This window comes from Novosphingobium guangzhouense (assembly GCF_002896965.1).
In the GTDB taxonomy this organism is placed as follows: domain Bacteria; phylum Pseudomonadota; class Alphaproteobacteria; order Sphingomonadales; family Sphingomonadaceae; genus Novosphingobium; species Novosphingobium guangzhouense.
This window is the reverse complement of the sequence record NZ_LYMM01000001.1, coordinates 159,919-186,259: the sequence shown is the minus strand read 5'-3', so window position 1 is coordinate 186,259 and position 26,341 is coordinate 159,919. Positions and strand designations below refer to the sequence as shown.

Genomic DNA, 26,341 nt, shown 5'->3' with positions numbered 1-26,341 from the left:
CAGCGGCAGTAGCCGCGACGGGGGCATTGCCGGAATCGGCACGATGGTGAACCGGCAAAGCCGGTCGCCAGCCCCCTCGGGCGAGGATCATCGGAAAAGGGAAGGCGGTGCCAACGTGCGCATCGATGCGATGCGCCTTCTTGGATGGGGGTTATTGTGACCACGAATGCTCGTTTCATGGGCGCCGCAGGCGTCTCCGTCCTTGCGTTGCTGGCAGCGGCTTGCCCATCTTTTGCGTGGGCGGCAGATGCGGACACGGCCGATGGGGCTGCGGCCGAAGGTGGCGGTCCGATCGGAGAGATCGTCGTTTCCGCCGAGCGGACGAACGTTACGCTTCAGAAGGCATCGCTGTCCGTCACCGCCGTAACAGACGATACGCTGAACAAGGCCAATATCACCGAGATCACCGGCCTCAACGGCACTGTTCCAGGCCTTGTCGTGGCCAAGAGCGGGGGCGGTGAACGCATGATCTCCATCCGCGGCATCGGTTCGGAAACGCCGGAGAACCCTTCGACCCAGCCGGGTGTGTCGTTCCACATCGACGGCGTCTACATTTTCAATTCGATCGCCGCGAACGCCGCTTTCATCGACATTGCGCAAGTTGAAGTGCTGCGTGGCCCGCAGGGCACGATGTACGGACAAGGCTCCACCGGCGGCACCATCAACGTGGTGTCGAAGCAGCCGGACACCTCTGCCCTGTCGGGTTCGGTGAACCTGGGTTACGGCAATTATGACATGTTCAAGTCCGATGCCGCCATCAACGTGCCGATCACCGGCACGCTGGCGATCCGCGCCGCCGGGCAGCGCCTGCGTCACGATGGCTATGCGAAGGCCACCGACGTTGCCGCCGATGCCGATTACGAACTTGACGATGCGGATGAATGGGGCGGCAAGCTTGCGGTCAAATGGACGCCGACTGACCGCATATCGGTGCTGCTTTCCACCATCCAGTACAAGGGTGACCAGAACGCAACCGCGCAGAAGAACATTTTGGACCCGAACCCCGACCCGCGTGAACTGACTCAGGATTTCCCCGGAAAGACTTACATCCGCACTCAGCTGTATTATGGCGTGGTCCGGTTCGATCTTGGCGGAGCGACGTTCAGTTCGATCACCAGCTACCAGAAGCTGCACAGCGACTTGTCGTGGGATGGCGACGGACTGAACCGCGCTCTGTTCGCAGAGGCGAGCGAGGGGCTTTATACCTACGACCACATTGCCAGTTGGGAACAGAACACCCGATCGTGGACGCAGGAATACAACCTTGCCTCCAACGGTGACGGACCGCTGCGCTGGATCGTCGGCGGGGTCTATTTGCGTTCGAAGAATGGCAACTACATCAACGAATATCGCGATGACGACGGGGCCGGCCTGAACCCGCCGCTTGCCACAAGCACCCCATTCAACGACGCTGCCGTGAAGGCGCTGACCTATGCCGAACTGTCCGGCATCGTGCGCGAAGCTTACGCCGGCTATGCGCAGGGAAGCCTTGCCGTCACGGATGCGCTGACGGTGACGGCAGGCATCCGCTACAATCATGACAAGTACAGCGGCGTCAGCGACAGCATGTCCGGCGGGGTCAGCGGCCAGACTTCGGGCGCCTACCTGCAACCCGCGCGCACCGTGGGGACGAGCACTGGCCGGCTGACAGGCAAGTTCGCGCTGGACTACCAGCTGACGCCCGACAACATGATATACGCAAGCTACACGCGCGGGTTCAAGCCGGGCGGCATCAACAGCTCTGCCGCCAGCGGGAACAGTTCCTACACGGTGTTCCAGTGGGATACCGGCGTGAAGCCGACGTACAAGCCCGAGACGCTTGATTCGATAGAGATCGGATCGAAGAACCGCTTTTTCGGCGATACCCTGCAGATCAACGCATCGGCCTTCTATTATTTCTACAAGGACCTGCAGTTCCTTGAAGAAGACGCGGTGCTTTTTGGCGAGGGTATCAGCAATGCGCCCAAGGCCGAAGTCTATGGCGCCGAACTGGAGATGGACTGGCATCCTGCACAGCAATTGCGCCTCGAAGGGTCGCTGTCGCTGTTGCAGGGCAAGTTCACCGGGGATTACATGGCACTCAGCGCAACGACCGCCGGTGCCGTGCAGAATGCGGCGGGCTACCTTGGGATCACCGGGTTCTATGCGAATTTCTACGCCGCGTCGCTGGTGCGCGAAGCCGCACGTGTGAACATCAATGGCAACAAGATTCCCAAGATGCCGTCAGTACAGGGATCGGCAGCGGTTTCGTGGACGGGGGAACTTGGGCCGGGTGAATTCACCGCCCGCGCACAGTACATCTATCGCGGCACATTCCAGTCGCGCGTGTTCAACACCCCGGTGCAGGATGACACGCCCGATTATTCGCAGGTCAACCTGTTTGCCAGCTACGCCATCGCTGATACCGGCATCAGCGTTTCGGCCACGGTGACCAACTTGTTCGACAAGGACGGTGTCAATTCACGCTTTACTGACCCCTATGGCAGCGGGCAGGTTTCCGATACCTACATCGCTCCGCGCCAGGCCATCTTCTCGGTCGGCTACAAGTTCTGAAAGAGGCGGTTCGATCGCCTGATCACTCCGCCGGTATCGCCGGGGTATCGGGCACCGGGCGTGCGCCCGGCTTGCGCAGGATTGCAACAGCGCAGAACAGCACGGCGCTGATGGCTGCAAGGCCGATGAAGATGCCCGCGAAGCTGCCGGTCTGGTCCTTTACCGCTCCGCCCAGCGCAGGGCCGATCGCGGCCGATGTCGATACCGCCATCATGATCGAATAGAGTTCAAGCGATGCCCGCTGGCCGAAGTACGATTGCAGCAGCATGACCGTGCTGACGTAGCTGAATCCCAGCCCTCCGCCAAAGGTCACCATCCAGAGCATCAGCGATAGTGGGCCGTCCACCAGCGCCAGCGTCGCCGCCGACACGCCGAGGCAGCCGAGCGAGAACAGCGTCAGGGTGCGCGCGCTTGCCTTCTCGCCCGCGATTCCCGCCAGCGCCGAGCCGACCGCGCAGACAAGGGCGGACAGGCTGATGAGCTGCGACGCGCGATCCTGCCCGACGCCGTGCTCCATCAGGTGCTGATAGGCGAAGCCGTGCGTTGTCGTGTTGATGGCAAGGCAGGCAGTATAAGCGCCCACCACGACCCAGAACTGCACGGTGCCAAGCGCCCGGCGCACCGTCCATTCGGTAGAGGTGTCGGGGGAGGGGGCCTGCTCTTCCGGTGCCGCGATGTGCAGGCGTCCGGCAGTCAGGGTGCAGAAGGCGCCGACGATCACCGACGCCACGGCGAACAACAGCCAGTAGAACCGCCAGTCGAACCCGGCGCTTTGCGATGCGTACCACAGCAGCGGTCCGGCCACTGCGCCCAGATTGCCGATGGTGAAATAGAGCCCAAGCACCGTGGAGCGACGGCGAAAGCTGCTCGACAGCACGTGAACAGCGGGCACCGTGCCGCAGAAGCAGTAGCCGATGCCCAGCAGGGTGGTGCCCAGATAGTAGCTCATCACGCCGGTAGAGGTGTAAAGCAGCATGAAGGCGGCGAAGAGCATCACCGTACCCGCTGCCAGCGTGCGCCCTACGCCCAGTTTGCGGATGGTAAGCGCCGGCGCAAGGCTGACAAGCCCACAGGCGGTGCCCAGCAGGGTGAAGCCGAAACCTGCCTGCGCCCAGTTCATGCCGAACGCCTCCACCATGGAGGGCAGCACCATGCCCAGCGAATTGAACGTCCCCGCCGAAAGCAGGAAGTACATCAGGCACAGCGCCTGAAGCACGATGATGACGAGCAGACGGGTATTCATCGCGGCATGGTCCCTATCACGGAACGGGTGGTAGAAGCGGTTGCGGTGACTTTATCGTGGGTTGGCGCAAGCCCTGCGTCGATATTGCTCTCCACGTGGAGCAGGATGGCATCACAGCCCTTCACCGTAGAGAGGTGGTTCATGGCGCCCATGCCGCAATCACCGCCTCGCTCGTCACCAGCAGCGATGTGTGCTGGCTCAGCGCCCTGAGCGCATGGCTGTGAAGGTCTGGATCGAAAGCGGCGCAGGCGTCAGAGACCACGAAGGTATGGAAATCGCGGTGAAACGCATCGCGCGTGGTGGAATCGACGCAACAGTCAGTCGTAAGGCCGGTCATCACCAGCGTGTCGATCCCGCGCGCGTGCAACTGCGCCTCCAAATCCGTGCCGTGGAAGCTGGAATAGGCGCGCTTTTCCACTTCGATGTCGCCGGGTTCGGGGAAAAGGCGATAATAGTCCTCGCCGCCGCTGCCGACGCGGCAGATGCCTTCCGCCCCCGGCATACCGCGCCGGACCATCAGCGTCACCAGTGCATTGGCATCGGTTTCGGGCCGCGTCATGACGCGCATGAAACCCACCGTGGCTCCGGCGCTGCGCGCGGCTGCGATCAGCGGTTCGATATGGTCGATCGCGGCTTCGGCGGCGGCCATGTCGGTGCCGTGGCGGCCGATCAGTCCCTTGGCAGAGGCGAAGTCCACCTGCACGTCCACCACAATCAACGCGGTGCGCGCGGGCGCGATCATATCGCCCGGATCGGCCACGTGCGGCAGGTCAGCCATGCGCGTTTTCCATCTGCGCGGGGAAGCGTTCGCGCAGGACCGGAAGCACCTTTTCACCGAAGACCGGCAGCGCCGCGTGATAATCCGGGAAGATCAGCATGAGCCCGTCAAGCGAGGTCTTGTCGAAGATCTCGGACAGGCGCGCGGTCACCGTTTCCGGCGTGCCCAGCACATGCGGGGTCATGAACGTGGAGCGGGCCTTTTGCGTGAAGGCGTTCTCCTTGCCGATTTCCGCGTCAAGAAAGCCGTAGGCGCGCATCATGCCGTGAAGGGCGCCTTCGTCGAACCCGGCGCGGAACGAGGCGGCGGTTTCTTCTGCGGCCTCATCGGTTTCGCCGAACACGACGGTCATCATCGAATACGTGCGTATCCTGGCCCCATGCTCTGCCGCGCCGGCCTTTGCATCGGCGCTGGCCTTTGCCAGCTCATCCACGTTGCCGCCCGAAAGGAACAGCGCATCCATTTCGTTGGCGGTGAATTCGATCCCGACTTTGGAGGTTCCTGCGCAGACAAGAAAGGGCGGGGCGGAGGGCTTGGGGTTCGACATGCAATCGTCGAGGGTGAAGTACCTGCCCTTCATCGTCACCGTATCCTGCGTCCACAGCGCCTTGATGCCCTGGATCCATTCGGTGGCCAGGACGTAGCGCTCATCGTGGTCGACGCCTTCGGGCCAGGCGCCCATCTGCGAAAATTCGCCCTTGTACGAACCGGTGACGACGTTGAGCCCGGCGCGGCCGTGGCTGATCTGGTCGAGCGTGGCGATCATCTTGGCAACGACGGCCGGGTTTTGCAGGATCGTGTGGACGGTTGCCCAGACTTTCACCCGGCTGGTCGCCTGGGCCAGACCCGCCATCATCATCGGCGAATCCAGCGATGCGTTCCAGTGCTGAGTCTCGCCGCCGTAACCGCGATACTTGGCCATGGCCATGATGAAGTCCAGGCCGATCTCCTCGGCCAGCCGGGCGGCTTTGAGGTTATAGTCGTAGGATCCGTCAAGCGTGGGCGCGTTCTTCGAAAGGATCCAGCCGCCATTCGCCATCGGCATGAAAATGCCCAGATCGCGCCCGCCGCTATCGGAGGGCAGGCCGAAGCTGGCCGGTCGCGGTTGGGCCTGCATCGTCTGAGGCATCGTCTGGGGGCTCATCCGGGTTCCCTGCTCGCTCGTCCTTGGCACAGGCTAGAATGGGGTGGCGCGCGGTTCTTGTCACCGTGCGCCCATGCTGTTGTCGCCGGTCAAGGCATGAGGCGCAGGGGGTATAGATGCGCATGGGCGATGAGGCTAGGGGCTGGGCGGTGCCGAGCGCGCCGTTCGCGCCGAGGGTTTCACGAGGGAAGATCGACATGAGCACCTGGTTCATCACCGGCGTCAGCACCGGCCTTGGCCGCGCTATCGCGCAAGTCGCGCTGGAAGCGGGCCACACCGTTGTCGGCACCCTGCGCGATCCGGCCGCCGTTGTCGCCTTCGAGACGCTGGGTGAGCGGGCCGTCGGCGTTGTCCTCGACGTCACCGATGCGCAGGCGGTTAAGGCCACCGTGGATGCGGCAGAGGCGCGGACCGGCGGGCTTGACGTCATCGTCAACAATGCCGGGCTGGGCTATACCGGCGCGATCGAGGAAACCCCGATCGATGACGCAAAGACGTTGTTCGACGTCAACGTCTGGGGCCCGCTGGCGGTGATCCAGGCGGCGTTGCCGCATCTTCGCGCGCGCAGGGCAGGGCATATCGTCAATGTCGGCTCGATCAGCGGCATGGCCTGCTGGAACGGCACCGGCATCTACGGCGCCAGCAAGTTCGCGCTCGACTGCATCGGACGCACACTGGCGCAGGAGGTCGGGCCGCTTGGCATCAAGGTGACCAACGTAGCACCGGGCGGCATGCGCACCGAATTCGCCGCATCCCGCCTGCTGGGGGCAGAGCCGCGCATCTCCGATTACGCCGGGACGGCGCACATGGCGCGCCAGGTGCTGACGGGCCACCACGGGGAAGAACCGAGCGATCCCGTCAAAGTGGCCCACGCAGTGCTTGAGGCCGTCTCGTCGCCCCATCCGCCGCTGGTGCTTCTGCTGGGAACCGACGCGCAGGGCTATGCCCGGCATGAGTTCGCGATGCTGCAAGCCCAGTTTGACGACTGGCAGCATCTGACCACCGGCGTTGCGGCGCAGCAGGGCGGCGCGCAGTAGCGCAATAAGGCAAAGGCTCAGGCCGGGAACAGGCTCTTGCGGATGACCGCGTGAACGCCCCAGTTGCCGTTGGCGACCTGACTGATCCCAAAATCCACGCCGACCGAAAGCAGTGATATCGCCTCGTCTTCGCTGAGATCGCGCAAGGTCATCAGGAAGCGGCGCGCCTTGCGGAAGGCGTCGCGCATGGCCGCATCGATGGAGGACTGCTTGTAGACCTCGCTCTGGGCATTGGCGCCCAGATCCTTGAGGTATTCCGCGCTGGAGAAGCCCAGGATCACCCATTCGTCACGGGTTTCGATCATCGGATAGTCTATGTCGAGGATATATTTCGCGCGGTTCTTGGCGGGGTGGAGGATCACCTGGATCACCGCCGTCATCGAACATTCGATCGCCGTGCCGCACAGTTCGGAATCGCCCTGGCTGGCGTGGGGGTCGCCCATCGACAGAAGGCCGCCCGGAACGCCGACCGGCAGGAACACGCTTGCCCCCGCGCCCAACCGCCAGTTGTCGATATTGCCGCCGAAGTTGGCAGGCGGCACGGAATCGATCAGTTCCGAATGGGCCGGCGCCAGCGCCACCACGCCGAAGTGCGGGCGCACCGGGATCGTCACGTCGCGCAGCACATCGAAGTTGCGGGTGATCGTCTCGGGATCGACCGGCACGCCGGGGTAATCGTACCGTTCATGGACTACGCCCGACGGGTCCGTCTGCGGCGTCCAGCGATAGGAATAGACCGCCTGCGCGCTGGCGCGACCGGCGCCGTTCTCGATTTCGTAGATGGTCACGACTTCGCGCTGCCTGGGTTCGGTCAGCAGGTCGTTGTAGTGGTAGCCCCAATAGGCCGCCACGTTGCTGCCGAACGCCCTTCCCGCAAAGCGGGGGTTCTGGCTGGGGCGGTTCTCCATGTCGAGTATGCGGACTTCGATGAGGTCGCCGGGGCGCGCTCCTTCCACCGCAATCGGGCCAGTACAGATGTGGACGCCGAACCCCTCGCCGGGGCCGCGGCCAAGCGCAGAGGCATCGAACGGCCCGGCGCCCCGCCGCTCCACGGCCTTGCCTTCGGCGGTCCAGTGGAACACCGCTTCTGCGCCCGCATCGCCTTCGATCATGCGTTCGGCATCGTCGTTGGCGTGGTGGGTCAGCGTTTCGATCGTGACATAGTCACCTGACCGGATCTCCAGCGCGGGTTGCAGGGACCGGCTGAAGTAGCCCCAGTGGATGGTGTCCGGCCGGGCGGGCAGGAAGTGATGCCGGCGCGATCGCACGGCGTCATCCAGAGAGGGCAGGCCCGCCAGCACGCTGGGCGGTTCACGGTTGTCCATCCGCACGTCGCGCGCTTTTTCCGGGCGGCCCCGGCGCGGGGTTGCAGGCGCTGCGGTGGCGATTTCGGGGGACTTGCGATATTCGCGCGGGCTCATCCCGTACTGTTCGCGGAAAGCACGGCTGAAAGAGGCGCTGTCGTTGAAACCCCACTGGAACAGGATTTCCGAAATTGAGCGCTGCGCGTGGAGCGGGCTGCCAAGGTCAAGGCGGCAACGCTCAAGGCGGCGCAGCTTTACATAGTGGCCGAAGCTTTCCCCGTGGGATTCGAACAGCTTCTGCAGATAGCGCGGCGAGATATTGTGTTCGGACGCGATCTGGTGCGTGTTGAGATTGGGGTCAGACAGCCGCATCTCGATTGACTGGAACACCCGTTCAAGAATGGCCGCCCGTCCGCCCGCGGCGCCGCCAAGCTGTTTGGCGGGTGCGCGGTCCAGCAGGGTGGCGGCGATCATTTCCGGCAGCGCCAGTTCGACCGGGCGGATCTGATCGTCCGATATTTCAAGGATGGTATCGGCAACGGTGCGCAGCAGGCTGGACATCATGCGGCCGACGGCAGTGTCGGCCACAAGGTCGCTGATCTCTGTCGGCAACTGGGAACGGGACTTGAGCGCGGGCAGGCTGTGCGGCACCTTGACCAGCAGCAGGCGGAAATCGCCCTCCATGGCGATCCGGCAACGGGTGTCGCCGCCGCCATAGACCATGTCGCCTTCCCCGATCTCGGCGGTGCGATCCCCGGCCTGGGCCACCAGCGCCCCTTCCAGCAGCAACACCAGCCAGAAGCACTGCGCTTCCTGCCCGAAATCGAGGGTCAGCGCCTGCGCGGTTCCGGTGCAGCGCACGAACTGGATCTTCTGCCCGCTGGTGAAGCTGGCGATGTCGCCGTAGATATCCTCGTTGTCGGAATCCAGTTCCAGCGACACGCGCTGCAGTGCGAAACGCCAGGCCTGTAATCGCTGGTCGTGCGGGTAGGCATTGGTGGTCAATCGCACGCCGGTCATGCCGGGAATTTCCTTGTGTCTAACGCTTCCGGACCCTTTGGATGTCAGCCTAACTTACGTTTTCCAATCCCGCCAGACGCTTGTGTGCAGTGCGGTAACGGTGGACCAGCCACTTGTTGAACTGGCCCTGCGCTCCTTCCTGCCAGGAATAGCGGCCGCGCGGGGCAAAGCGGGATCGCAGGCCCTCCTGCACCAGTTCGTCGACGTGAAAGTCCTGCGCGATGATATGTGCGGTTGCGCGCATGTTCATGTCCAGCTTGTGATCGAAAGTGGGGTCTTTCATTGCGCCGGGCGCGAACAGCAGGCCGGTGTCCATCTCCAGCGATTGCGGGCCATCGGGGCGCAGGATCAGGTAGATCACCATATCGCTCATCATGATGAGGCTGAGCGATGGCGGAACATTGGCGAAGGTCATCCGGTTGCGCGCGGCATCGGACAGGCCGGGGAAGATCGGCAGCACCGCGCGCTGTGTGGCGTTGAAACTGGCGTCGGCGTGAAGCGTGCCGTTGAAACGCAGGAAGCCCGCATCCTCGGGCTCGGACGGCGGAAATTCGGCCTTGCCCGAAGGGACGAAGTCATGCAGCGGCCCGGCGTGAAGGCGACTGGCGTGATAGCCGTCATTGTTGTTCTCGAACATCACCTTCCAGTTCCAAGGCAGCCTTGCCCCCGGATCGGGGCGCGGCCCTTCGGCGGTGGGAAGGTCATAGCCCGCGATCGCTTCGGCCACATGGGCAAGGCGAGGGGCCAGCGGCGCGGCGTTCTCGTTGAAGTTGACGAAGATGAACCCGTTCCAGATCTCTACGGCAAAACGCGGCAGGCTGCTGGCCTTGCGGTCAAAATTGCAGGTCCGGTTCATTGCGGGCGCCGCCACCAGCGTACCGTCAAGCGAATAGCTCCAGTGGTGGTACGGGCAGAGGAACCCGCGCGCCGATCCGCTGCCTTCGGCCACCAGCATCGCTCGGTGCTGGCACACGGCGGACATTGCGCGCACTTTGCCCTCAAGATTGCGCGATACGATGATCGGTTCGTTGACCGTGCGGGTGGTGAAGTAGTCCCCCGGCTTCGCGATCCAGTCCTCGCGTCCGACGCATTGCCATTCGCCGTAATAGAGCGCCTCTTTCTCGAATTCGTAGAACGTGTCGGAGGTGTAGCAGGACGGCGGCAGCGTCACCGCATCGGCAAGGTCTACCGCCGATGCGGAAAGGGAATCGATGAAGGCGTCTGTCATGGTCGATGCGGGCATGGGGACCGTCCTGCGTGCGGGTTAGGTATGCTTGGGGTGCCGCGATGTGCCGTTCCGTGCATTTGTGCATGCGGCATCTGCGAAGGCAATATCGCAAATGCGAGACGGCTTATTCTCTGGTGTAGCCTTCTGGAACGGCGGGCGGATCTCCGGCCTTGCCCCAAAGCACGATCTCGTTGCCCCAAGGGTCGCGGAATGCGTGGTTCAGACCGTTAAACGTGCTCCAGAAGTGATCCCGCCACAGCACCGTCGCTCCCCGTTCTTCGGCAGCGGAAAGGATGCGTTCAGGCGTGTCGTCATCGCCGATCAGCACCCAGATGCGGGGCTTTCTCCCCTCTGCAGCAATGCTGCGCGGCTCGACGCCTGAAGGATCGGGATGCGGGCGGGCATTGGCGGGATTGAATATCCCGACATGCAGATTGCCCACCAGGCTTTCGGTTCCGTCGGGGTTCGCGAACATGCCCCCCGGCACCATCCGATGATAGATTCCCAGCGGCTTGTGATCGTCGCGCCAGCCGAAGACTTCGGCGTAGAACCGCGCTGCGGCCGCCGGGTCATCGGCGGGCAGATCGACGAAGATGAGCGTGTTGGGCATGGCGGCGTTGGTCCCCGTTCTTGTGGTTCCCACGGTCTGCGCCAGTTGTTCGCAAGGCTCTTGGCGGCAGGCGTCCGGTTTGTTGACGGCACCCGCCGCCAACTACCAGTGCGCTGGAGGCCAAGACCCTTTCAGTCCCCCGGAGGAAGGTGAAGCCGTCGATCCTCCACTCTGCAAAGGACACTGCATGGCTTCGGTCACCACTTTGACATCGGCGAAGGCGGACACGCGGCCCTCGGCGATCTGGCATTTGAAGGCCACGCCGGAGACCATTCACTGGGGCTTTTTCTCTCCCGACATCAAGCCCGCGCTGACGATCAGGAGCGGCGATCTGGTGCATGCCGAAGCGGTTACGCACCACGCCGGCGACGCCCCCGACCTGATGTTCGACGAAGGCGTGGAGCGCATCTTTCGCGAAGTCGATCCCGCATCGCGTGCGCCCGGCGTGCATATCATGACCGGCCCGATCTACATCGACGATGCAGAGCCGGGCGACATGATCGAGGTCCGTTATCTGCAGATGCAGCCGCGCAACAACTATGGTTCGAACCTGGCCGCAAACTGGGGCCATCTGTACGAGGAGTTCGGCCGGAAAGAGCGTGTGACCATCTATGAACTGGATGCCGGCGCCAATACCGCACATGCCCTTTATGCCTATGATTTCCCTGGTGAATACCTTATTCCCGGAACGATCACCAATTGCCCTGTGTGCGATCGTCATCCCGCGCTTCCCGGCATCACGATCCCGGCGCGGCCGCATCTGGGCACGGCGGGAGTTGCCCCTGCCGTGGACGCGCCGGTATCGACCATTCCGCCCGGCCTGCACGGCGGCAACATCGATAACTGGCGCATCGGCGCGGGCTCGACCATGTTCTACAAATGTCAGGTCAAGGGCGGGTTGTTCTCGATCGGCGATCCCCACGTCAGCCAGGGTGACGGGGAAATCAGCGGCACGGCGATCGAAGCGTCGCTGGACTGCCTGTTCCAGATCGTACTGAGGAAGGATTTCTCCTTCCCCTCACCCCTGCTGGAAACGCCGGAGAACTGGATCGTCCACGGCTTCGGCGAGGATCTCGATCAGGCGATGAAAAACTGCTCGATGGACATGCTGCATCTGCTTCACGAACAGCAGGGGCTCAGCAAGGAGGACGCCTATTCGCTGATGAGCGTGGCGGCCGACTTCGGCGTGACGCAAGTGGTGGATGGTACGCTGGGCGTCCATGCGCGGATCGAACGCAGGATGTTCCCGGCAAAGGGAACGGTGATCGATCCCGGCTGACGGCTGCTTCAACGGACGATGCGAAGCTGGGCCGCTTCTCCATCAGCCTGCCGCGAAAGTCAGTTGTGCGGGTTCCATGACGTTGGGTGCTCGCGTTCGGGGGCGGCCGTCAACGCCGATGCCGGGGAGCAGGAGCAGCAACCCCATGCCCGCGCCCAGCACACTTATGATCACCATCGAGGCCCGGTCGTAGGAGCCCGTCGCGTCATAGCTGAGGTCCATCGCGGCCGGGGTCAGGCCCTGTGCAAGAATGACGGCGGCGTAGAGCACGGCGTTGATCGCCCCGAAATGCCTGAGACCGAAGTAGCGCGAACAGAAATAGGGCAGCGCGGCGTATTCCGCGCCCATGCCGATGCCCAGCAGCACACCCGCCGCAGTGGCCGAAAGGCTGCCCTGTCCGAACTGCAGCAGGGCAAGGCCGGCCATCGCCGCCGCATACATGGGGACGATCAGCAACGGCGTGCGCAGCTTGTCCAGCAGTCCGCCAGTCACGACCTGCCAGGCGGCGGTGACCAGCGCGAAAGTTGCGACAACGCCTGTCGCTTCGCCAAGGCCGAAACCGCGATCGGTCATCATCGGGACGACATGCGTGAACACTGCCGTCATTCCGCCCGCGCCGCTTGCCACGGCAATCAGCAGCACCCAGAAGCGCCGGGTGGAGGCAGCTTCGCCCAGCGTCATGCCTTCGAAAACGCGTTGCGGCTCGTCGGGGCGCGGGGATGCATGATCCGGCGTGTCGTGCAGCCATAACCACATGACCGGAAATCCGAGAAGAACAACCGCCGCGCCGATCGCTCCATAGGACGCCCGCCACCCGATCTGGGGCAGCAGGATACCCGCCAGCACCGGCATCATCGTTGCCCCCACGCCGTTTCCTATTCCGGCAGTGACGCCCAGCATCAAGCCGCGGCGGCTATCGAACCAGTTGGACACGACCTTGGATATCATCGGCGAAGCGCAAGCGGCTCCGGCGAAACCGATAAGGCCGTACTGCAGATAGAACAGCCACAGACTGTCGGTGGTCCACGCAAGGCTTGCCACCAGAATGCCCAGCGCCAGATTGCCGCAGAGGATCAGAGGCCGCGCGCCGACGCGATCCATGGTGCGTCCGATCAGCGGATAGCTTATCGCCGCGATGATCGCGATGAGGCCAAGCACGCCGGAAACCGCCGCGCGTGACCAGCCCATCTCCTGCGATATCGGCACCAGAAAGGTCCCGAAAGTGGCGCTGATGGCGGCAGTCATGCACACGAGATTGCCGGTGGTGGCAGCGATGGCCAAACGGGCTGATGCTGTCGACATGATCAGATCTCCGGTTCCGATTGCCGGAGTAGAAGGCCGCCGGGGCCCGATCCCAAGCGATTATACGCGCGCCGCAACAATTCCTTCGCAGGCCATCAACTATGGGTCCTTGCGCCAGCCGCGCGCCGATCCGACTTTGCGCACAGCGACCGCTTCGGTCGCAACTTGTCCACGAATGCAGCCAGGGACGACTTGCCGAGATGAATGTTCAGACGGGCGAAATGACCGCCTCGACCACGCAGATGCCAACCTTCTTCATCCCCCACGGCGGCGGCCCCTGCTTCTTTATGGACTGGACCGTCATGGGCGGCCCTGCGGATACCTGGGACAAGACCGAAGCATGGCTGCGTGCGCTCGTTTCCACGCTGCCGGAAAGGCCCAAGGGCATCGTCGTCATATCCGGCCACTGGGAGGAAGCCGCCTTCACTGCGTCTACCGCCGTGGAACCGGGGATGATCTACGACTATTACGGCTTCCCGCCACACACTTACGAGCTGAAATATCCGGCGCCGGGCTCCCCCGCGCTGGCCGAACGGGTGGTGGACCTGCTGAGCGGTGCAGGGCTGCCCGCGCGCACGGATCCGTCGCGCGGTTTCGATCATGGCGTCTTCGTGCCCTTCCTGCTGATCGATCCCGATGCGACCATTCCTGTCGTACCGCTTTCCCTCAAGGCCGATCTTGACCCGGCCGAGCACATCGCCGCTGGCAAGGCGCTTGAACCGCTGCGGGATGAGGGCGTGCTGATCGTGGGCTCGGGAATGAGCTACCACAACATGCGCGGCTTCCGCACGCCTGCAGCCACGCGCCCGTCGGCGGTATTCGACCAGTGGCTGACCGGCGCCGTAGAGGCGCCTTCGGCAGAGCGCGAAAGCCTTCTTTCGCACTGGGACGAAGCCCCTGCCGGCCGCCTGTCCCACCCGCGAGAGGAACACCTGCTGCCCCTGATGGTGGCCGCGGGCGCGGGTAACGCATCGGCCGGACGCAAAGTGTTCGCAGACAACGTCATGATGGCGGACATATCGGCGTTCCGCTTCGGGTAAAGGCCCCTTGCCGCCCGACCGCAAGGCTGTAAGGGTGCCCCTTCGATCGATGGCGAGCGAGGGAGATCATGCCGGTGGCCGAAACAAGCGGGAAGGCGGCACGTCCGAGCGAGGACAGCGTGCGCGCGCGCATGGCCGAGGCGGGCATCACCGCGCCTGAGGAATGTGTTTCCGGCGTGCTGTCCAACCTGATCGTCCTGCAGGATCATGTGGCCACCCTGCGCGCGTTCGCGCTCGACCCGCGCAGCGCCAGCGCCATGCGGTTCGAGGCATGACCGCGATGCCCACCATGTCCACGCCTTCATCCGCCATCGCCATGGCCGCCAAAGTGCGCAGCGGGGAAGTGACCGCCGTTACGCTGGCAACCCTGGCGTTCGAACAGGCAGAGCAGCTTGGCACAGACCGCAGCGGTTTCACGCGTCTGCTGCGCCGCCGGGCGCTGGCGCGGGCTGCGGCGGTCGACAAGCTGGTGGAAGCAGGGCTTGACCCCGGCCCGCTCGCGGGCGTTCCGTTCGGCGCGGCCGACTTGTTCGACGTTGCCGGAGAAATCACCACAGCCGGTTCGCGCACGCGCCGCAATGCCGCCTTCGCTAGCCGCGACGCCAGGGCGATCGCCTTGCTGGAGGCGGCAGGGGCAGTGCTGGTCGGCACCCAGAACATGGACGAATTCGGCTACGGCTTCGTCACCATGAACGCTGAATACGGCACGACCCGCAATCCGCATGATGTTTCGCGCGTGGCGGGCGGTGCTGCGGGCGGATCGGCCGTCGCGGTGGCGACGGGCGTGGTGCCGCTCAGCCTTGCATTCGATACCAACGGATCGCTGCGTGTCCCTGCGGGCTTGACCGGCGTGATCGGCCTGAAGCCGACTTACGGCGATCTTCCGCGCGATGGCATGTACCCGTTCGTCGAAAGCCTTGACGTGGTGGGCGTGCTCGGCCGCGATCTGGATGACGTTGCGCTGGTCCGCACGATCCTGCGCGAAGGGGCCCCCGAACGACAGGAACCCTTGCGGGGGGAAATCTCGTTCGGACGGCTGATGAGCTGGTTCGACGATAATATCTCGGAAGAAATGCGCGGGCCGCTGGATGCCTTCTGGAGCCGGCTTGGACGGATCAGCTTTGAGCTGCCGCATTCGGAAATCGCCCGCGCGGCGGCATCCGTCATCATCGCGGCGGAAGGCGCCAGCCTGCACCGCCCTGCACTTGAAGCAGACCCCATGCAGTTCGAACCGCCCGTGCGGGATCGCATGCTGGCAGGGTTGCTGTTGCCAAGCGACGATTATCTGGCCGCACAGCGTTTCCGCAGCTGGATACAGGCGCGCCTGCGTCGCCAGTTCGAACTGGCAGACGTACTCTTTACGCCTGCGGCACCGGGCTTTGCACCTACGATCGCCGACCCGGTGATGACCTTTGAAGGACAATCCATCCCCGCCCGCAGTCACCTTGGCATCTATACCCAGCCCATCAGTCTCATGGGACTGCCTGCGCTCGTGCTGCCGCTGGCGGGAGACTTCGCGATGCCGCTGGGCGTTCAGCTGATCAGCGCCGCGGGGCATGAACCGCTGCTGTTCCGTGCCGCCCGCCAGTTGATCGACAAGGGCCTTTGCGCGGTGCCCAACCCGCCTGCGTAAGCCGGCCCTAGTCGATCTTTCCTGACTTGCCGCTGCCTAAGTCGTCGCGCGGCTTGCCTTTGCTTGTGCGCTGGGCGCTGGCGCGGGCGCCTGACAGCACCGGGCCGCAGGCAGCCGACTTGGCATCGCCCGGATCGACAAAGGCAAGCAGCCCCGCGACCGGAGTGGCGATGACGGCAAGGCCAAGGCCCGCCCCGGCGCGTCCGAGCAGTTGCGGGCTGATTACCTGAAGGCTGGGTTCGGCGAAGTGTCCGCCAAGCCCGACCGGGGACTGGCCGGAGAAGAGGCTGAACTTCTTCCCGTCAGCGCGGAAGGCCAGATCGATCGCCTCGCTGTCGAAGCTGAAGCCGCCGCGTCCGGTCACCACGTTCTTGCTGGTGTCGATAAGGATGGGGTCCGCTGCGGCCACGCCGCCACGCACCGTGAAGGCCAGAAGACCGCAGTTGACCTCGATCGGCTTCTTGAGCTTGCCCTGGAACATCTTCGATACGAACGTGCCGAGGTCCAGCTCGGCCAGCTGCGCATTGCGGGTCCACAACGTGCCCTGCGGCATAACGAAGGCGATCCGTCCGTTGGACGAGGCGAGTGAATCGTGGATGGTGTCACCCCGTCCGTCCAGCTTCACCCTGCCGTGTATCGTTCCCGTCGTGCCGGAATCGGCCAGGCCATATCCGGCCAGCAGGCGCCCCATCGGGGTTGAGGCAAGGCGGATATCGAAGCTGTTGGCGGACGGACGCTGGCGGGTGTCGAAGACCAGATCCGACGCCACATCGCCGCGCGCCATGGAGAAGGTCAGGGGGGACAGCTCCAGCCTGCCCTTGTCCAGCGACAGGGTAAGCGCGATATTCGCGATCGGCACGTTCTTCGACCGCACTATTCCGACCTTCCACTTCAGTCCGGCATCGAAACGCTGCATCATTTCCACGGGCAGGGCGGCATCGGGCAGTATGCGCTGCCCTCCCGCGCCGGTCTCGGCCGCCGCCGCCACCGCACCCTTTGCAGCGACGGTGTCGGGGTTGTAGCCGATGAACGGCGCGGCATCGATGATGTCCAGCCGCCGGGTCTCAAGCGCCGCATCCATCCGCAGGCGTTCGGCGTTCGTGATCGTGAAGCGACCGGACAGGTCGGATTGCCCGAAGGTGCCGGTCATCCCGGTGAACCGATAGACGTCGGCATCCTTCACCAGCTTCGCCTTGAGCGCGTAGCGGCGTGTCTGCGGGATGGCCACGTCGATGATCGAGAGCAGTTCGGAAAGGTTACGTCCCTGCGCCGCGACGTTGAGCGGCACGCCTTCGAATTCGGTCAGCGCGGGCAGGGTGCCGGAAACGTCGATCACGTTGTTTGCGGCCCACGCCCTTGCGCGAAGCCGGTTCTCCCCACCCGCGATGCTGGCGTCGGGAGACAGCAACTGTGCGGAGACGCGAAACGGCGTATCCCGGAAACGCCCGTCGCCGGTCAGGCCCACGGCCTTTCCGATCCGCGTATCTGCGGCGGCAACCGGCTCGATCAGCAGGTTCGCCAGTAGCGGCATCTGCGGATCGATGTAGCGTAAGCGAGTGCCGGTTATGGTCGCCTGATCGATCCGGGGCATCTCGAAGGGCTTGCCTTCGCCGTCGGAGGTAAACGTCCAGGTGTTGCGCCTGTGCGCCGCATCCCATTCGAGATTCGCGACGCCGTCCTCAAGATCGAGCGAATAGACGTGACGCCGCCCGAATATCAGCGACAGGGGCGCGATCCGCGCATCGATGCGCCCAGCGGCGAAAAGCGCGCGTCCCTTCGCCCATTGGGGGTTGGAAATCTCCAGCTTCTCGGCCAGGAACTTGATCCGCAGCGGGGCGAAATAGAGCTGGAAATCACCGCCTACGCTGACTTTGCGGTCGGTCAGCGAACTCGTCACCGATTCAAAGGGATGCTTTAAAAACCGGCCCTTGGTGATGAAAAGGATCAGCCATACGGCGAAAAGGCTGCCCAGCACGATGAGCGCGACATTGCGCACGATATGCCAGCGCCGGCGTTCCGATCGTCCGGAGTGCTCCTCTGGCGCGGGTGCCTCTATGGCGGCGGGTGCTTCCATGTTCTGGAAATCGCACGAGAGGCGCGTTTGGTTGCAGGCCGCCAATCTCGTTGCCTGACGGGCCGGTTCATGGCAGCTTTTCGCGTCGGTCGCCGCGCCGGGCAGGATGCCCTTGCGGTTTATTTTGCGGCTCTTGCACGAGGGCGTAGACAGCTGCCGAACTTTAGTATTACCATTTCTGAGTTTAGTATTACCAAGGTGGGTAACTGGGTATTACGAGGGCAGGCGATATGGACGGAGTTCGCGTTGGTAAAAGGTTGATCGGTACACAGTCTCCGGTCACCGTTGGCTGGGAAAACATACCGAAAGTCGAAGGCGGTCCGGTTAAACGATTCGTCTTCACGCACTTCCAGCCGGCGATCCTGATCGCGCTGGTTGCCTTCTGGCTCTACGCGCCCGATTCCATCGCCAAGGCTTCGACCGCGATCGGCATCGGCATCGGCTTCAAGGTTTTGCTCTATTGCCTGGAATGGGTGAACCCGCGGCATGATAGCTGGCGCCTTACCTGGAAGGAACTGGTCACCGATCTGTTCTATGTCGGCATCAGCTATACGCTGGTGAAATACGCCGGGAAGCATTTCGGCGACGATGCCATGATCGAAGCCGTCCAGCATTTCTTCCAATGGGAAAAACTGGCCTGGTTCAAGGACATGCCCCTGCTTGTTCAGGCGTTCCTGATATCGTTCATCTTCGATTTCGGACAGTACTGGATGCATCGCGGGATGCACAACTGGTATCCGCTCTGGCTAACCCACTCGGTCCACCACTACATCACGCAGCTGAATATCAACAAGGGCGCGGTCGGCAACCCGGTTGAGCTGTTCCTGATCGGCCTGGGCATCGGCGGCTTCTTCGATTTCCTGCCGCGCGCGGTGCTGCTTGCCGGCGCGATCGGCATGGCGGTGGGCACGTACCAGCATATCAATGTGCGCTTCAACACGCCGCGCTGGTGGCGCTTCCTGTTCAACACGACCGAGCATCACAGCGTCCACCATTCGCAGGACTTCGAAGCCAGCCGCAGCAATTATTCGGGCACATACATCTTCATCGACCGCATGTTCGGAACCTGCGTCGATGGCGAGGCGGAAGTGCTGGGCATGGAAGGCGGGCGCCGCATGTCGATCCGTGAGCAGATGACCTACCCCTTCACCGAGGCGTGGAAGTCGACGAAGTCTGCCGTTCAGGTCCGCTTCCAGCCGGTTGCCATCCCGGCCGAGTAAGCGCCGGATCGCTTGTTACCCGGCGGCCGCAGAGCCCGTGGGCCGGACCTTGCACCTTCATGGAGCGGGTCCGGCGTCCCTAAAGCATTATCTGGAGAATCCTTGCGTGAACGTTCCTTTCATCGACCGGATCTGGCGCGTTCGGGGATCGCTGGCACTCGGTTTCCGGCAATCTCCCGCAGATGCTTTCGCCCGGCTCGATCAGTTGTTCCAGACGAGCGGAACCAGCTACCAGATTGACGACGATACACTGACCTTCACCAAGAAGGACCCGATCGCGCAGGACAAGATGGCCACGTTCAATCGGGGCACGCTGAGGGTGGTGGACGATACCGATGGCGGGCTGCTGCTCTACGACCTCAGCAGCCCGACACTGCAGTTCTGCTTCGCCTTGCCGTTCCTGTTTCTGGGCATCGCCTGGCTGCTGAAGGAATCGCGCAATCCGGCCTTCGTTTTTGCGGGCATATTCGCTACGCTTTACGTCGTCGGCCGCATTCTGGAGCCCTGGCTGATCCGGTCTGTGTTCCGCAAGAACCTTGGCCCGGACCACCTGCCTGCGGGCGAGGCCCCGCAGGTCTGAGCAGCCTTACTGTCCCTGTTCCGGCGCTTGCTGAGCCGGGGCCTGAGCTGGTGTCTGGGCTGGTGCCTGAACGGGCGGCGGCGCGGGGATATCGACCTTGATTTCTACCCGGCGGTTCCTGGCGCGGCCTTCCATGTCGTCTGTGCCGTCAAGGTTCCTGTTGGGCGCGATGGGGCGGGCTTCACCCAGCGCGATGACGGCGATCCTGTCTTTCGCGACCCCCTTCTTCACAAGGTAATCGCGCACCGCTTCTGCCCGGCGGCGTGATGCAGCCAGATTGTCCGCGTCCGATCCCTTGGAATCGCTGTGGCCCCAGATAGTGATCGGCCCGCCGGTGCGGAACGTCGGGTGCGTCATCAGGTTATCGATCAGCGCCGTGCCGGCACTATCGGGCTGCGCTCCCTTGGCAGGGAAGGGGACGACAAGGGTTTCCGGCTCCAGCACCGGGGTCTCGGTAGGGGTGGGTTCGATCTCCGGGCGGATGATCGACTTCTTTTCCGGTTGCGGTTCGGCGATATCGGACCCGTCGGTCGCGGCATCCGCGACAGCCTCCGTCTGCTCGTCGGCGGGATTTCCACCGGGTTGGCATGCCGCAATGCCAAGGCCGATCGCGGTGACGGATAACCAGCGGGCGGCTCCGCCTTGCAGTTTCAGGCCTCTCATGCGGTTGCCTCCTTATTCTGGGACTGGCCGTTGGGTTCTGGATCGGAATGGCGCGACGGTCCGTAGGATACGACGATATCGCCCGCCTGCGGCGTTGGCCGCGAGGCATGGGTGAAGAACCGTATCCGCCCGTCCTTGCGCAGCACGAAGAGCATGTCCGCCTCGCTCGGCAGCGATGAACGCGCGTCGTCGAAGCCGAACTGTTCGCTGATGCGGGTCTTGCGGAAGGTCCAGCCCGCTGTCTCGCGCTCCATGATCTCTTCTACGCCGTGGCCGGCGGCGAACATCGCGCGGCCACGCAGCGCTTCGGGCAGGCTGCGGTGGTCTTCGTCATCCCCGGTGCCGCCCAGCTGGTAGACCGCATCGCGCCCGATTTCCGGCGCGAATTCGCTGCAGACGAGGGCGTTGTAAGCCTCGTTCTCGGTCGTGGCGACAAGCACCTGGAACTGCGTGAGGTCGAGGCGCTCCTCGGTCGTCTCGGCAAGGATTTCGCCGTGATAGGTGGCGATGCCCGCCTGTCGCGGTGCGGCAAGGCGCTGCCAGCTGGCGTCCGAAATCATCACGGGCAGTTCCAGCGACTTGAGCTGGCGAGCAAGCGACAGGCTCCACGGCGTACTGCCGACGATCAGCAGACCCTTCTGCGGCGCGCCCATCACGCCCAGCCAACGGGCCACGTGGCGAATGCTGAAACCGTGCGCCACGATCGTCGCCACGACGACCGAGAACGACAAGGTGACAAGGATGCTGCCGTCGCCATAGCCCAGCTGGTCAAGCCGCAGAGCGAACAGGCCCGAAACCGCAACGGCCACGACACCGCGCGGCGCGATCCACGCCACCAGCAGGCGCTCGTTCCACGGGATCTTGCTGAAGGCGAGGGCGGTCAGCACCGTTGCGGGGCGCACCAAGAACAGCAGGGCAAGCAGGAAGCCCACGAAGCGCCACTCGAAATGGCGCAGCACGTCGAAATCGAGCGAAGCCGAAAGCAGCACGAAGACGCCGGAGATGAGCAATACCGTCACGTTCTCCTTGAACGGATGGATATCGCGCAGTGAATCGAGGCGCATGTTGGCCACCGCCACGCCCATGACGGTGACGGCAAGCAGCCCGGTTTCCTGCTGAATGAGATTGGACAGCACGAACGTGCCGATCACCGCGACCAGCAGCACCGGGGCCTTGAGATATTCGGGCACATGGCCACGCGGAAATGCCCAGGCGATCGCGCGGGCCGTGGCATAGCCGATCAGTCCGGCGACCAGTGCCGCACCCAGCAATGCCGCCACCACGGACAGCAGGGTGCCGCCTTCGTCGACGCGGCGCAGGTATTCATACGTTATGACGGCACAGAGCGCGCCGAAGGGGTCGTTGACGATCGCTTCCCACTTCAGGATCGCGCGGGGCCGCGGGGCTACGTTGCTCTGGCGCAGGAGGGGTATCACCACCGTCGGCCCGGTCACCACAAGGATGCCGGCGAACAGGATCGCAACCGGCCAGACGAGGCCCGCGACGTAATAGCAGGCAACGGCGCCCAGCACCCAACCCAGCGGAATGCCGATCAGCATCAGCCGCGTGACCGCCCCTTCGGTCTTGCGCAGTTCCCGGAAATTGAGGCTGAGCCCGCCTTCGAACAGGATCAGCGCCACCGCGACCGAAACCATCGGCTCCAGCAGTTCGCCGAAAGTATGTTCCGGCACGATCAGCCCGGTCACAGGCCCGGCGATGACCCCCGCGGCAAGCATCAGCGCGATGGCCGGCCAGCCGGTACGCCAGGCGATCCACTGCGCTCCGATCCCGAGGATACCGATCAGCGCGAAGACGAGGGCTGTTTGCTCCATAGGCAGGGGGTAACCCCTCGAAAGGGCAAAAGTAACCGTTGATCTGGATTTTTGCACGGAACGATATGCCCTTCGGTATCAGGTGCCAGGTCTGCACGTCGTTTCAGAGGGTGCAAGATGGTGGAGGTGCGGTGGGTGTCGGTAGGGTAGCGTTAGGTGCCGTTGTGTACCGCCTGCGTGCACCCGGAAGAAGGGTTCGGGGTCAAAGAATGTTGCTTTCTTTGCAATTGCCGGGTTGCCCCACGGGCATTCTGCCCCCTAGACTGGTCCCGCCAAGTCATAGGGAGTTAAGTTTTGGAGACAGTTTCGATTGTACTTTTTCTGCTGCTGGCGGTAGTCGTCAGCGGTGCCGTTGCGAGGATGCTGCCATTCTCCGTGCCCACGCCACTGGTGCAGATCGTGCTGGGCGGAGTGATCGGATTGTCCACGTCGCACCGGGTCGATCTGGATCCTGAACTTTTCCTTTTCCTGTTCTTGCCGCCGCTGCTGTTTCTTGACGGATGGCGTATTCCTAAGGATGAACTGTTCAAGGATGCTTCAACCGTAGTCGAGCTTGCTCTTGGACTGGTCCTCATCACCGTTATCGGGATGGGGTTCCTGATCCACTGGATGATACCATCGATGCCGCTTGCCGTGGCATTTGCGCTGGCTGCTGTGGTTTCCCCCACAGACCCGATCGCGGTCTCTGCCATCGCTGCCCGAGTGCCGATCCCCAAGCGAATGATGCACATTCTGGAGGGTGAATCGCTGCTTAACGATGCATCCGGCCTCGTTTGTCTGCGCTTCGCAGTGGCGGCCGCGCTGACCGGTACGTTTTCGGCAAGCAGCGCAGCGCTCAATTTCCTGTGGGTCGCCGGCGCCGGCCTCGTCATCGGCGTCGTGGTGACGCTGGTGGTAACGCGCGCGAAGGCGTGGGTCACGAAGCGCTGGGGCGAGGATACCGGCTCGCAAATCCTCGTCAGCCTGCTGATCCCGTTCGGATCCTACCTGCTGGCGGAGCATGTCCATGCATCCGGCATTCTTGCAGCAGTAAGTGCCGGCGTGACAATGACTTACGCAGAGATATCGCGCCAGGCGCTGGCCGCGACGCGCATGCGCCGCAATTCGGTGTGGGACATGATCCAGTTCACCTTGAACGGCATCATCTTCGTTCTGCTGGGCGAGCAATTGCCTGGAATTCTTGCCGGTGCGCGCGAAACCGTGGCGGTGACCGGCCATACGCAGGCCTGGTGGCTGGCAGTGTACATTCTCGTGATCGTTGCCGGGCTTGCGACCTTGCGCTTCGCGTGGGTCTGGGCATCACTCAAACTGACGATCCTGCGCGGTGCGCGCCGTGGTGACGGTACGAAGACGCCGGACTGGCGCCTTATCGCGGCTACGTCCGTAGCGGGCGTGCGCGGTGCCATCACCCTGGCAGGTGTCCTGACGCTGCCGCTTGCACTTAACGACGGAAGCCCGTTCCCGGCACGCGATCTTGCCATTTTCCTGGCCGCCGGGGTCATCATCGTCTCGCTTGTTCTCGCCACGCTGGTGTTGCCGATCCTGCTTAAAGGTCTGGCGATGCCCGCCGAGCCGGCCCGGCAGGCTGAAGAGGATTCCGTTCGCATCGAAGTGGCTGAAGCGGCCATTCGCGCCATCGAGCGGCATCAGCATGCGCTTGCAGAGACGCATGGAGCGGCGGACGTATATTCCGATGCCGGCGGCCAGATCATGAACCTGTACCGCGAGCGTATCGAAGGTCTGAGCGAGCGCCAATCGGGTGCACCGCGAGCTTCGGACAACCTGGCCCGGGAGTTCCGCCTCGTCGGTGTCAAGGCGGAGCGCGCGGCATTGTCCCAGATGCTGCGCGGACGCAGGATCAGCAGTTCGATTGCGCAAAAGCTGACCCGTGAACTGGATCTTTCGGAGGCCCGCTTTTCCAACGCAGGGGCAAGTCACTAGTCAAGGAGAGACTTCAGCTCTTCGCGCCGTTGTCCCGGTACTTCGCCAAGGCCGTGGAGCGTGGCTTGCGCCATGGCCTTGTAGGGCGCCATGAGGGAAGGGACATCATGCGCGATCGCGTGCAAATGGCTGCGTATGGTGTCCGCATCGCCTCTCAACACCGGTCCTGAAAGCGCAGCGATGCCTTGCTCCAGCGTGTTTTCCAGCGCGGCACGAACCAGCGGCGCCAGGAAGGTGCCGGGATCGGTGACACCCGCCGCTGTCAATGCCTGACTTGCCCCGGCAACAAGGGTAACCAGATGGTTGGCGGCGTGACACAATGCGGCGTGATACAGCGGCCGATGATCTTCGGTGACTTCGACGGCTTTGCCGCCAAGGGCATCCACAAGAGCAAGGCTGATGGCCATGGCGCGGTCGGAGGAGGCGGTCACGGCAAAGCACGCCTCAGCCATCCGGCTGACCTCGAATGCGGGGTTTCCGGTGAAGGTCATCGCAGGATGCACTGCCGCAGTCAGCACCTCGGTACTTTGCAGATCAACGAGAGGGGCAATGCCGCTGCCGCCACTTACGTGACAGACGAAAGCCCCCGGCTTTGGCGGCGCTTGCTTCATCGCCGCGACTATCCCCGCAATAGCGCCGTCGGCAATGGCGATGACGATCAGATCGCAAGCGGCAGTCAGCATGTTCAGAGTATCGGCCGCGGTGCATTGCGCCACCTCGCCCGATACTTGCGCCACGCGCTGAGGTGATCGGCCCCACAGCATGATGGGCGCGGCCGATCGGCCGCGCAGGGCAAGTGCGAAGGCTCGTGCGACGCGGCCAGTTCCAACGATGCCAATCCGCTTGGCGATGGGGAGCGAGTTCATGACCCCTGCCTAGCGCGGGCCTGTGTGAGTTGCACGAGCTTCGGCGATCAATCATAGGTGGCACTGCAAGGAAACAGACGGGCGAACCTTTATGATCGAGATGGTAATCGAGCAACGACGGCGCAATCTTGGCGGCGGTCTGGACGTGGGGCGAGTGCTGCCTTTCGCGAAGCGACGGATGGTCGGCCCGTTTGTGTTCTTTGATCATATGGGTCCGCTTGACGTCGCCGCCGGTGCCGATCGCAGCCTTGACGTCAGGCCGCATCCCCACATCGGACTTTCCACGGTGACATATCTGTTCTCTGGCGAGATCATGCACCGCGACAGCGTCGGCTCGCATCAGACAGTGCGCCCGAACGAGGTAAACTGGATGACTGCTGGCAGCGGGATCACGCATAGCGAGCGGTTTGAGAAAGCGCGGGCGGTTGGCGATCATTTGCACGGTATTCAGGCCTGGGTTGCGCTGCCGAAGGAGGATGAAGAGACAGCACCCTCGTTTTCGCACCACGCCGGGCATGATCTTCCGCAGTGGGAAGAGGCCGGTGTAACGGGCCAACTCATTGCAGGCAGCGCCTATGGTCTGAGCGCGGGGGCGAAAACGCATTCACCGCTGTTTTACGCACAACTGGACATGATTCCTGGGGCAAGAGCCGAAGTACCAGGCGGTCATTCGGAACGTGCCGTCTATATCGCGACCGGTTCTGTCGAGGTGGATGGGACCTGCTATGAAGCGGGCCAAATGCTGGTCCTTGGGTCCGATGTTTCAAGCATCGTCGCCCTGCAGGGCTCGACCGTGATGGTGCTGGGCGGCGAGCCTGTGGGCGAACGCTTTCTTTACTGGAACTTCGTGTCCTCGTCCAAGGAAAGGCTTCGGCAGGCCGCGGAAGACTGGAAGGCGGGGCGCATGAAACTCCCGGACGCGGATGACAAGGAATTCATTCCTTTGCCCGACGATCCATTTCTGAAGCCTCCGGCCATGTCCTGAACTGCGAGG

General features: G+C 63.4%; 21 protein-coding genes. 10 read left to right on the top strand and 11 right to left on the bottom strand.

The window, feature by feature from the left end:
• Window positions 1–156: 156 nt before the first annotated feature.
• Window positions 157–2,553 (top strand): TonB-dependent receptor, encoded by a 2,397-nt coding sequence (locus A8V01_RS00710; RefSeq protein ID WP_245892183.1) that lies wholly within the window; start codon window positions 157–159, stop codon window positions 2,551–2,553.
• A 22-nt stretch (window positions 2,554–2,575) separates the two neighbouring features.
• Here the strand turns inward: A8V01_RS00710 and A8V01_RS00705 are convergent, their stop codons facing one another.
• From A8V01_RS00705 to A8V01_RS00695, 3 genes are all read right to left on the bottom strand, one after another.
• Window positions 2,576–3,796: an MFS transporter gene (locus A8V01_RS00705; protein WP_103094033.1), complete on the bottom strand. Its 1,221-nt coding sequence runs from the start codon at window positions 3,794–3,796 to the stop codon at window positions 2,576–2,578.
• Window positions 3,797–3,935: 139 nt separating this feature from the next.
• Window positions 3,936–4,574: a cysteine hydrolase family protein gene (locus tag A8V01_RS00700; protein WP_103094032.1), complete on the bottom strand. Its 639-nt coding sequence runs from the start codon at window positions 4,572–4,574 to the stop codon at window positions 3,936–3,938.
• The gene (locus A8V01_RS00695; protein ID WP_245892181.1) at window positions 4,567–5,718 is read right to left on the bottom strand and encodes an LLM class flavin-dependent oxidoreductase; all 1,152 of its coding nucleotides are present in this window, start codon (window positions 5,716–5,718) and stop codon (window positions 4,567–4,569) included. Before A8V01_RS00695 ends, A8V01_RS00700 begins: the two co-directional genes overlap by 8 nt.
• Before the next feature lie 197 nt (window positions 5,719–5,915).
• On the opposite strand from A8V01_RS00695, the gene A8V01_RS00690 reads away from it, so the two are divergent.
• A complete protein-coding gene (locus A8V01_RS00690) occupies window positions 5,916–6,755 on the top strand; it encodes an oxidoreductase (protein WP_103094031.1) in 840 nt (279 codons plus the stop codon).
• Window positions 6,756–6,772: 17 nt separating this feature from the next.
• Here A8V01_RS00690 and A8V01_RS00685 read toward each other — a convergent pair whose 3' ends face one another.
• The 3 genes from A8V01_RS00685 to A8V01_RS00675 all read right to left on the bottom strand — a co-directional run bounded on the left by A8V01_RS00685 (window position 6,773) and on the right by A8V01_RS00675 (window position 10,917).
• Window positions 6,773–9,079 carry an acetamidase/formamidase family protein gene (locus tag A8V01_RS00685; RefSeq protein ID WP_211294921.1) on the bottom strand — a complete coding sequence of 769 codons (2,307 nt, stop codon included), beginning with the start codon at window positions 9,077–9,079 and terminating at the stop codon, window positions 6,773–6,775.
• Window positions 9,080–9,128: 49 nt separating this feature from the next.
• Window positions 9,129–10,322 carry an aromatic ring-hydroxylating oxygenase subunit alpha gene (locus A8V01_RS00680; protein WP_103094030.1) on the bottom strand — a complete coding sequence of 398 codons (1,194 nt, stop codon included), beginning with the start codon at window positions 10,320–10,322 and terminating at the stop codon, window positions 9,129–9,131.
• A 109-nt stretch (window positions 10,323–10,431) separates the two neighbouring features.
• The gene (locus tag A8V01_RS00675; RefSeq protein WP_103094177.1) at window positions 10,432–10,917 is read right to left on the bottom strand and encodes a VOC family protein; all 486 of its coding nucleotides are present in this window, start codon (window positions 10,915–10,917) and stop codon (window positions 10,432–10,434) included.
• A gap of 187 nt (window positions 10,918–11,104) precedes the next feature.
• Here A8V01_RS00675 and A8V01_RS00670 point away from each other — a divergent pair, with 187 nt between their 5' ends.
• Window positions 11,105–12,196, top strand: a complete 1,092-nt coding sequence (locus A8V01_RS00670; RefSeq protein WP_103094029.1) for an acetamidase/formamidase family protein — start codon at window positions 11,105–11,107, stop codon at window positions 12,194–12,196.
• Window positions 12,197–12,238: 42 nt separating this feature from the next.
• Here A8V01_RS00670 and A8V01_RS00665 read toward each other — a convergent pair whose 3' ends face one another.
• Window positions 12,239–13,498: an MFS transporter gene (locus A8V01_RS00665; RefSeq protein WP_103094028.1), complete on the bottom strand. Its 1,260-nt coding sequence runs from the start codon at window positions 13,496–13,498 to the stop codon at window positions 12,239–12,241.
• 200 nt (window positions 13,499–13,698) lie between these two features.
• Between A8V01_RS00665 and A8V01_RS00660 the strand changes: the two genes are divergently transcribed.
• From A8V01_RS00660 to A8V01_RS00650, 3 genes are all read left to right on the top strand, one after another.
• A complete protein-coding gene (locus A8V01_RS00660) occupies window positions 13,699–14,538 on the top strand; it encodes a DODA-type extradiol aromatic ring-opening family dioxygenase (protein WP_103094027.1) in 840 nt (279 codons plus the stop codon).
• A gap of 68 nt (window positions 14,539–14,606) precedes the next feature.
• Entirely contained in the window at window positions 14,607–14,813 is a 207-nt protein-coding gene (locus A8V01_RS00655; RefSeq protein ID WP_103094026.1) for a hypothetical protein, read from the top strand.
• The gene (locus tag A8V01_RS00650) at window positions 14,810–16,171 is read left to right on the top strand and encodes an AtzE family amidohydrolase (protein WP_245892180.1); all 1,362 of its coding nucleotides are present in this window, start codon (window positions 14,810–14,812) and stop codon (window positions 16,169–16,171) included. The genes A8V01_RS00655 and A8V01_RS00650 overlap by 4 nt, the downstream gene beginning before the upstream one ends.
• A gap of 7 nt (window positions 16,172–16,178) precedes the next feature.
• On the opposite strand, the gene A8V01_RS00645 is transcribed toward A8V01_RS00650, so the two are convergent.
• Complete coding sequence (locus A8V01_RS00645) at window positions 16,179–18,245, bottom strand: AsmA family protein (protein ID WP_103094025.1); 2,067 nt, start codon at window positions 18,243–18,245, stop codon at window positions 16,179–16,181.
• Between the two features lie 230 nt (window positions 18,246–18,475).
• On the opposite strand from A8V01_RS00645, the gene A8V01_RS00640 reads away from it, so the two are divergent.
• Together A8V01_RS00640 and A8V01_RS00635 are read left to right on the top strand one after the other, a co-directional pair.
• The gene (locus tag A8V01_RS00640; protein WP_103094024.1) at window positions 18,476–19,465 is read left to right on the top strand and encodes a sterol desaturase family protein; all 990 of its coding nucleotides are present in this window, start codon (window positions 18,476–18,478) and stop codon (window positions 19,463–19,465) included.
• Between the two features lie 106 nt (window positions 19,466–19,571).
• Window positions 19,572–20,045: a hypothetical protein gene (locus A8V01_RS00635; RefSeq protein WP_103094023.1), complete on the top strand. Its 474-nt coding sequence runs from the start codon at window positions 19,572–19,574 to the stop codon at window positions 20,043–20,045.
• 6 nt (window positions 20,046–20,051) lie between these two features.
• Here A8V01_RS00635 and A8V01_RS00630 read toward each other — a convergent pair whose 3' ends face one another.
• Window positions 20,052–20,708: an OmpA family protein gene (locus A8V01_RS00630; protein WP_103094022.1), complete on the bottom strand. Its 657-nt coding sequence runs from the start codon at window positions 20,706–20,708 to the stop codon at window positions 20,052–20,054.
• Entirely contained in the window at window positions 20,705–22,540 is a 1,836-nt protein-coding gene (locus A8V01_RS00625; protein WP_103094021.1) for a cation:proton antiporter, read from the bottom strand. The genes A8V01_RS00630 and A8V01_RS00625 overlap by 4 nt, the downstream gene beginning before the upstream one ends.
• Before the next feature lie 294 nt (window positions 22,541–22,834).
• Here A8V01_RS00625 and A8V01_RS00620 point away from each other — a divergent pair, with 294 nt between their 5' ends.
• On the top strand, window positions 22,835–24,481 hold the full coding sequence (locus tag A8V01_RS00620) for a Na+/H+ antiporter (protein WP_103094020.1): 1,647 nt from the start codon (window positions 22,835–22,837) through the stop codon (window positions 24,479–24,481).
• Here the strand turns inward: A8V01_RS00620 and A8V01_RS00615 are convergent.
• Window positions 24,478–25,347 carry a Rossmann-like and DUF2520 domain-containing protein gene (locus tag A8V01_RS00615; protein WP_103094019.1) on the bottom strand — a complete coding sequence of 290 codons (870 nt, stop codon included), beginning with the start codon at window positions 25,345–25,347 and terminating at the stop codon, window positions 24,478–24,480. The genes A8V01_RS00620 and A8V01_RS00615 overlap by 4 nt on opposite strands.
• 91 nt (window positions 25,348–25,438) lie before the next feature.
• On the opposite strand from A8V01_RS00615, the gene A8V01_RS00610 reads away from it, so the two are divergent.
• Window positions 25,439–26,332 (top strand): pirin family protein, encoded by an 894-nt coding sequence (locus tag A8V01_RS00610; protein ID WP_103094018.1) that lies wholly within the window; start codon window positions 25,439–25,441, stop codon window positions 26,330–26,332.
• Window positions 26,333–26,341 lie beyond the last annotated feature (9 nt).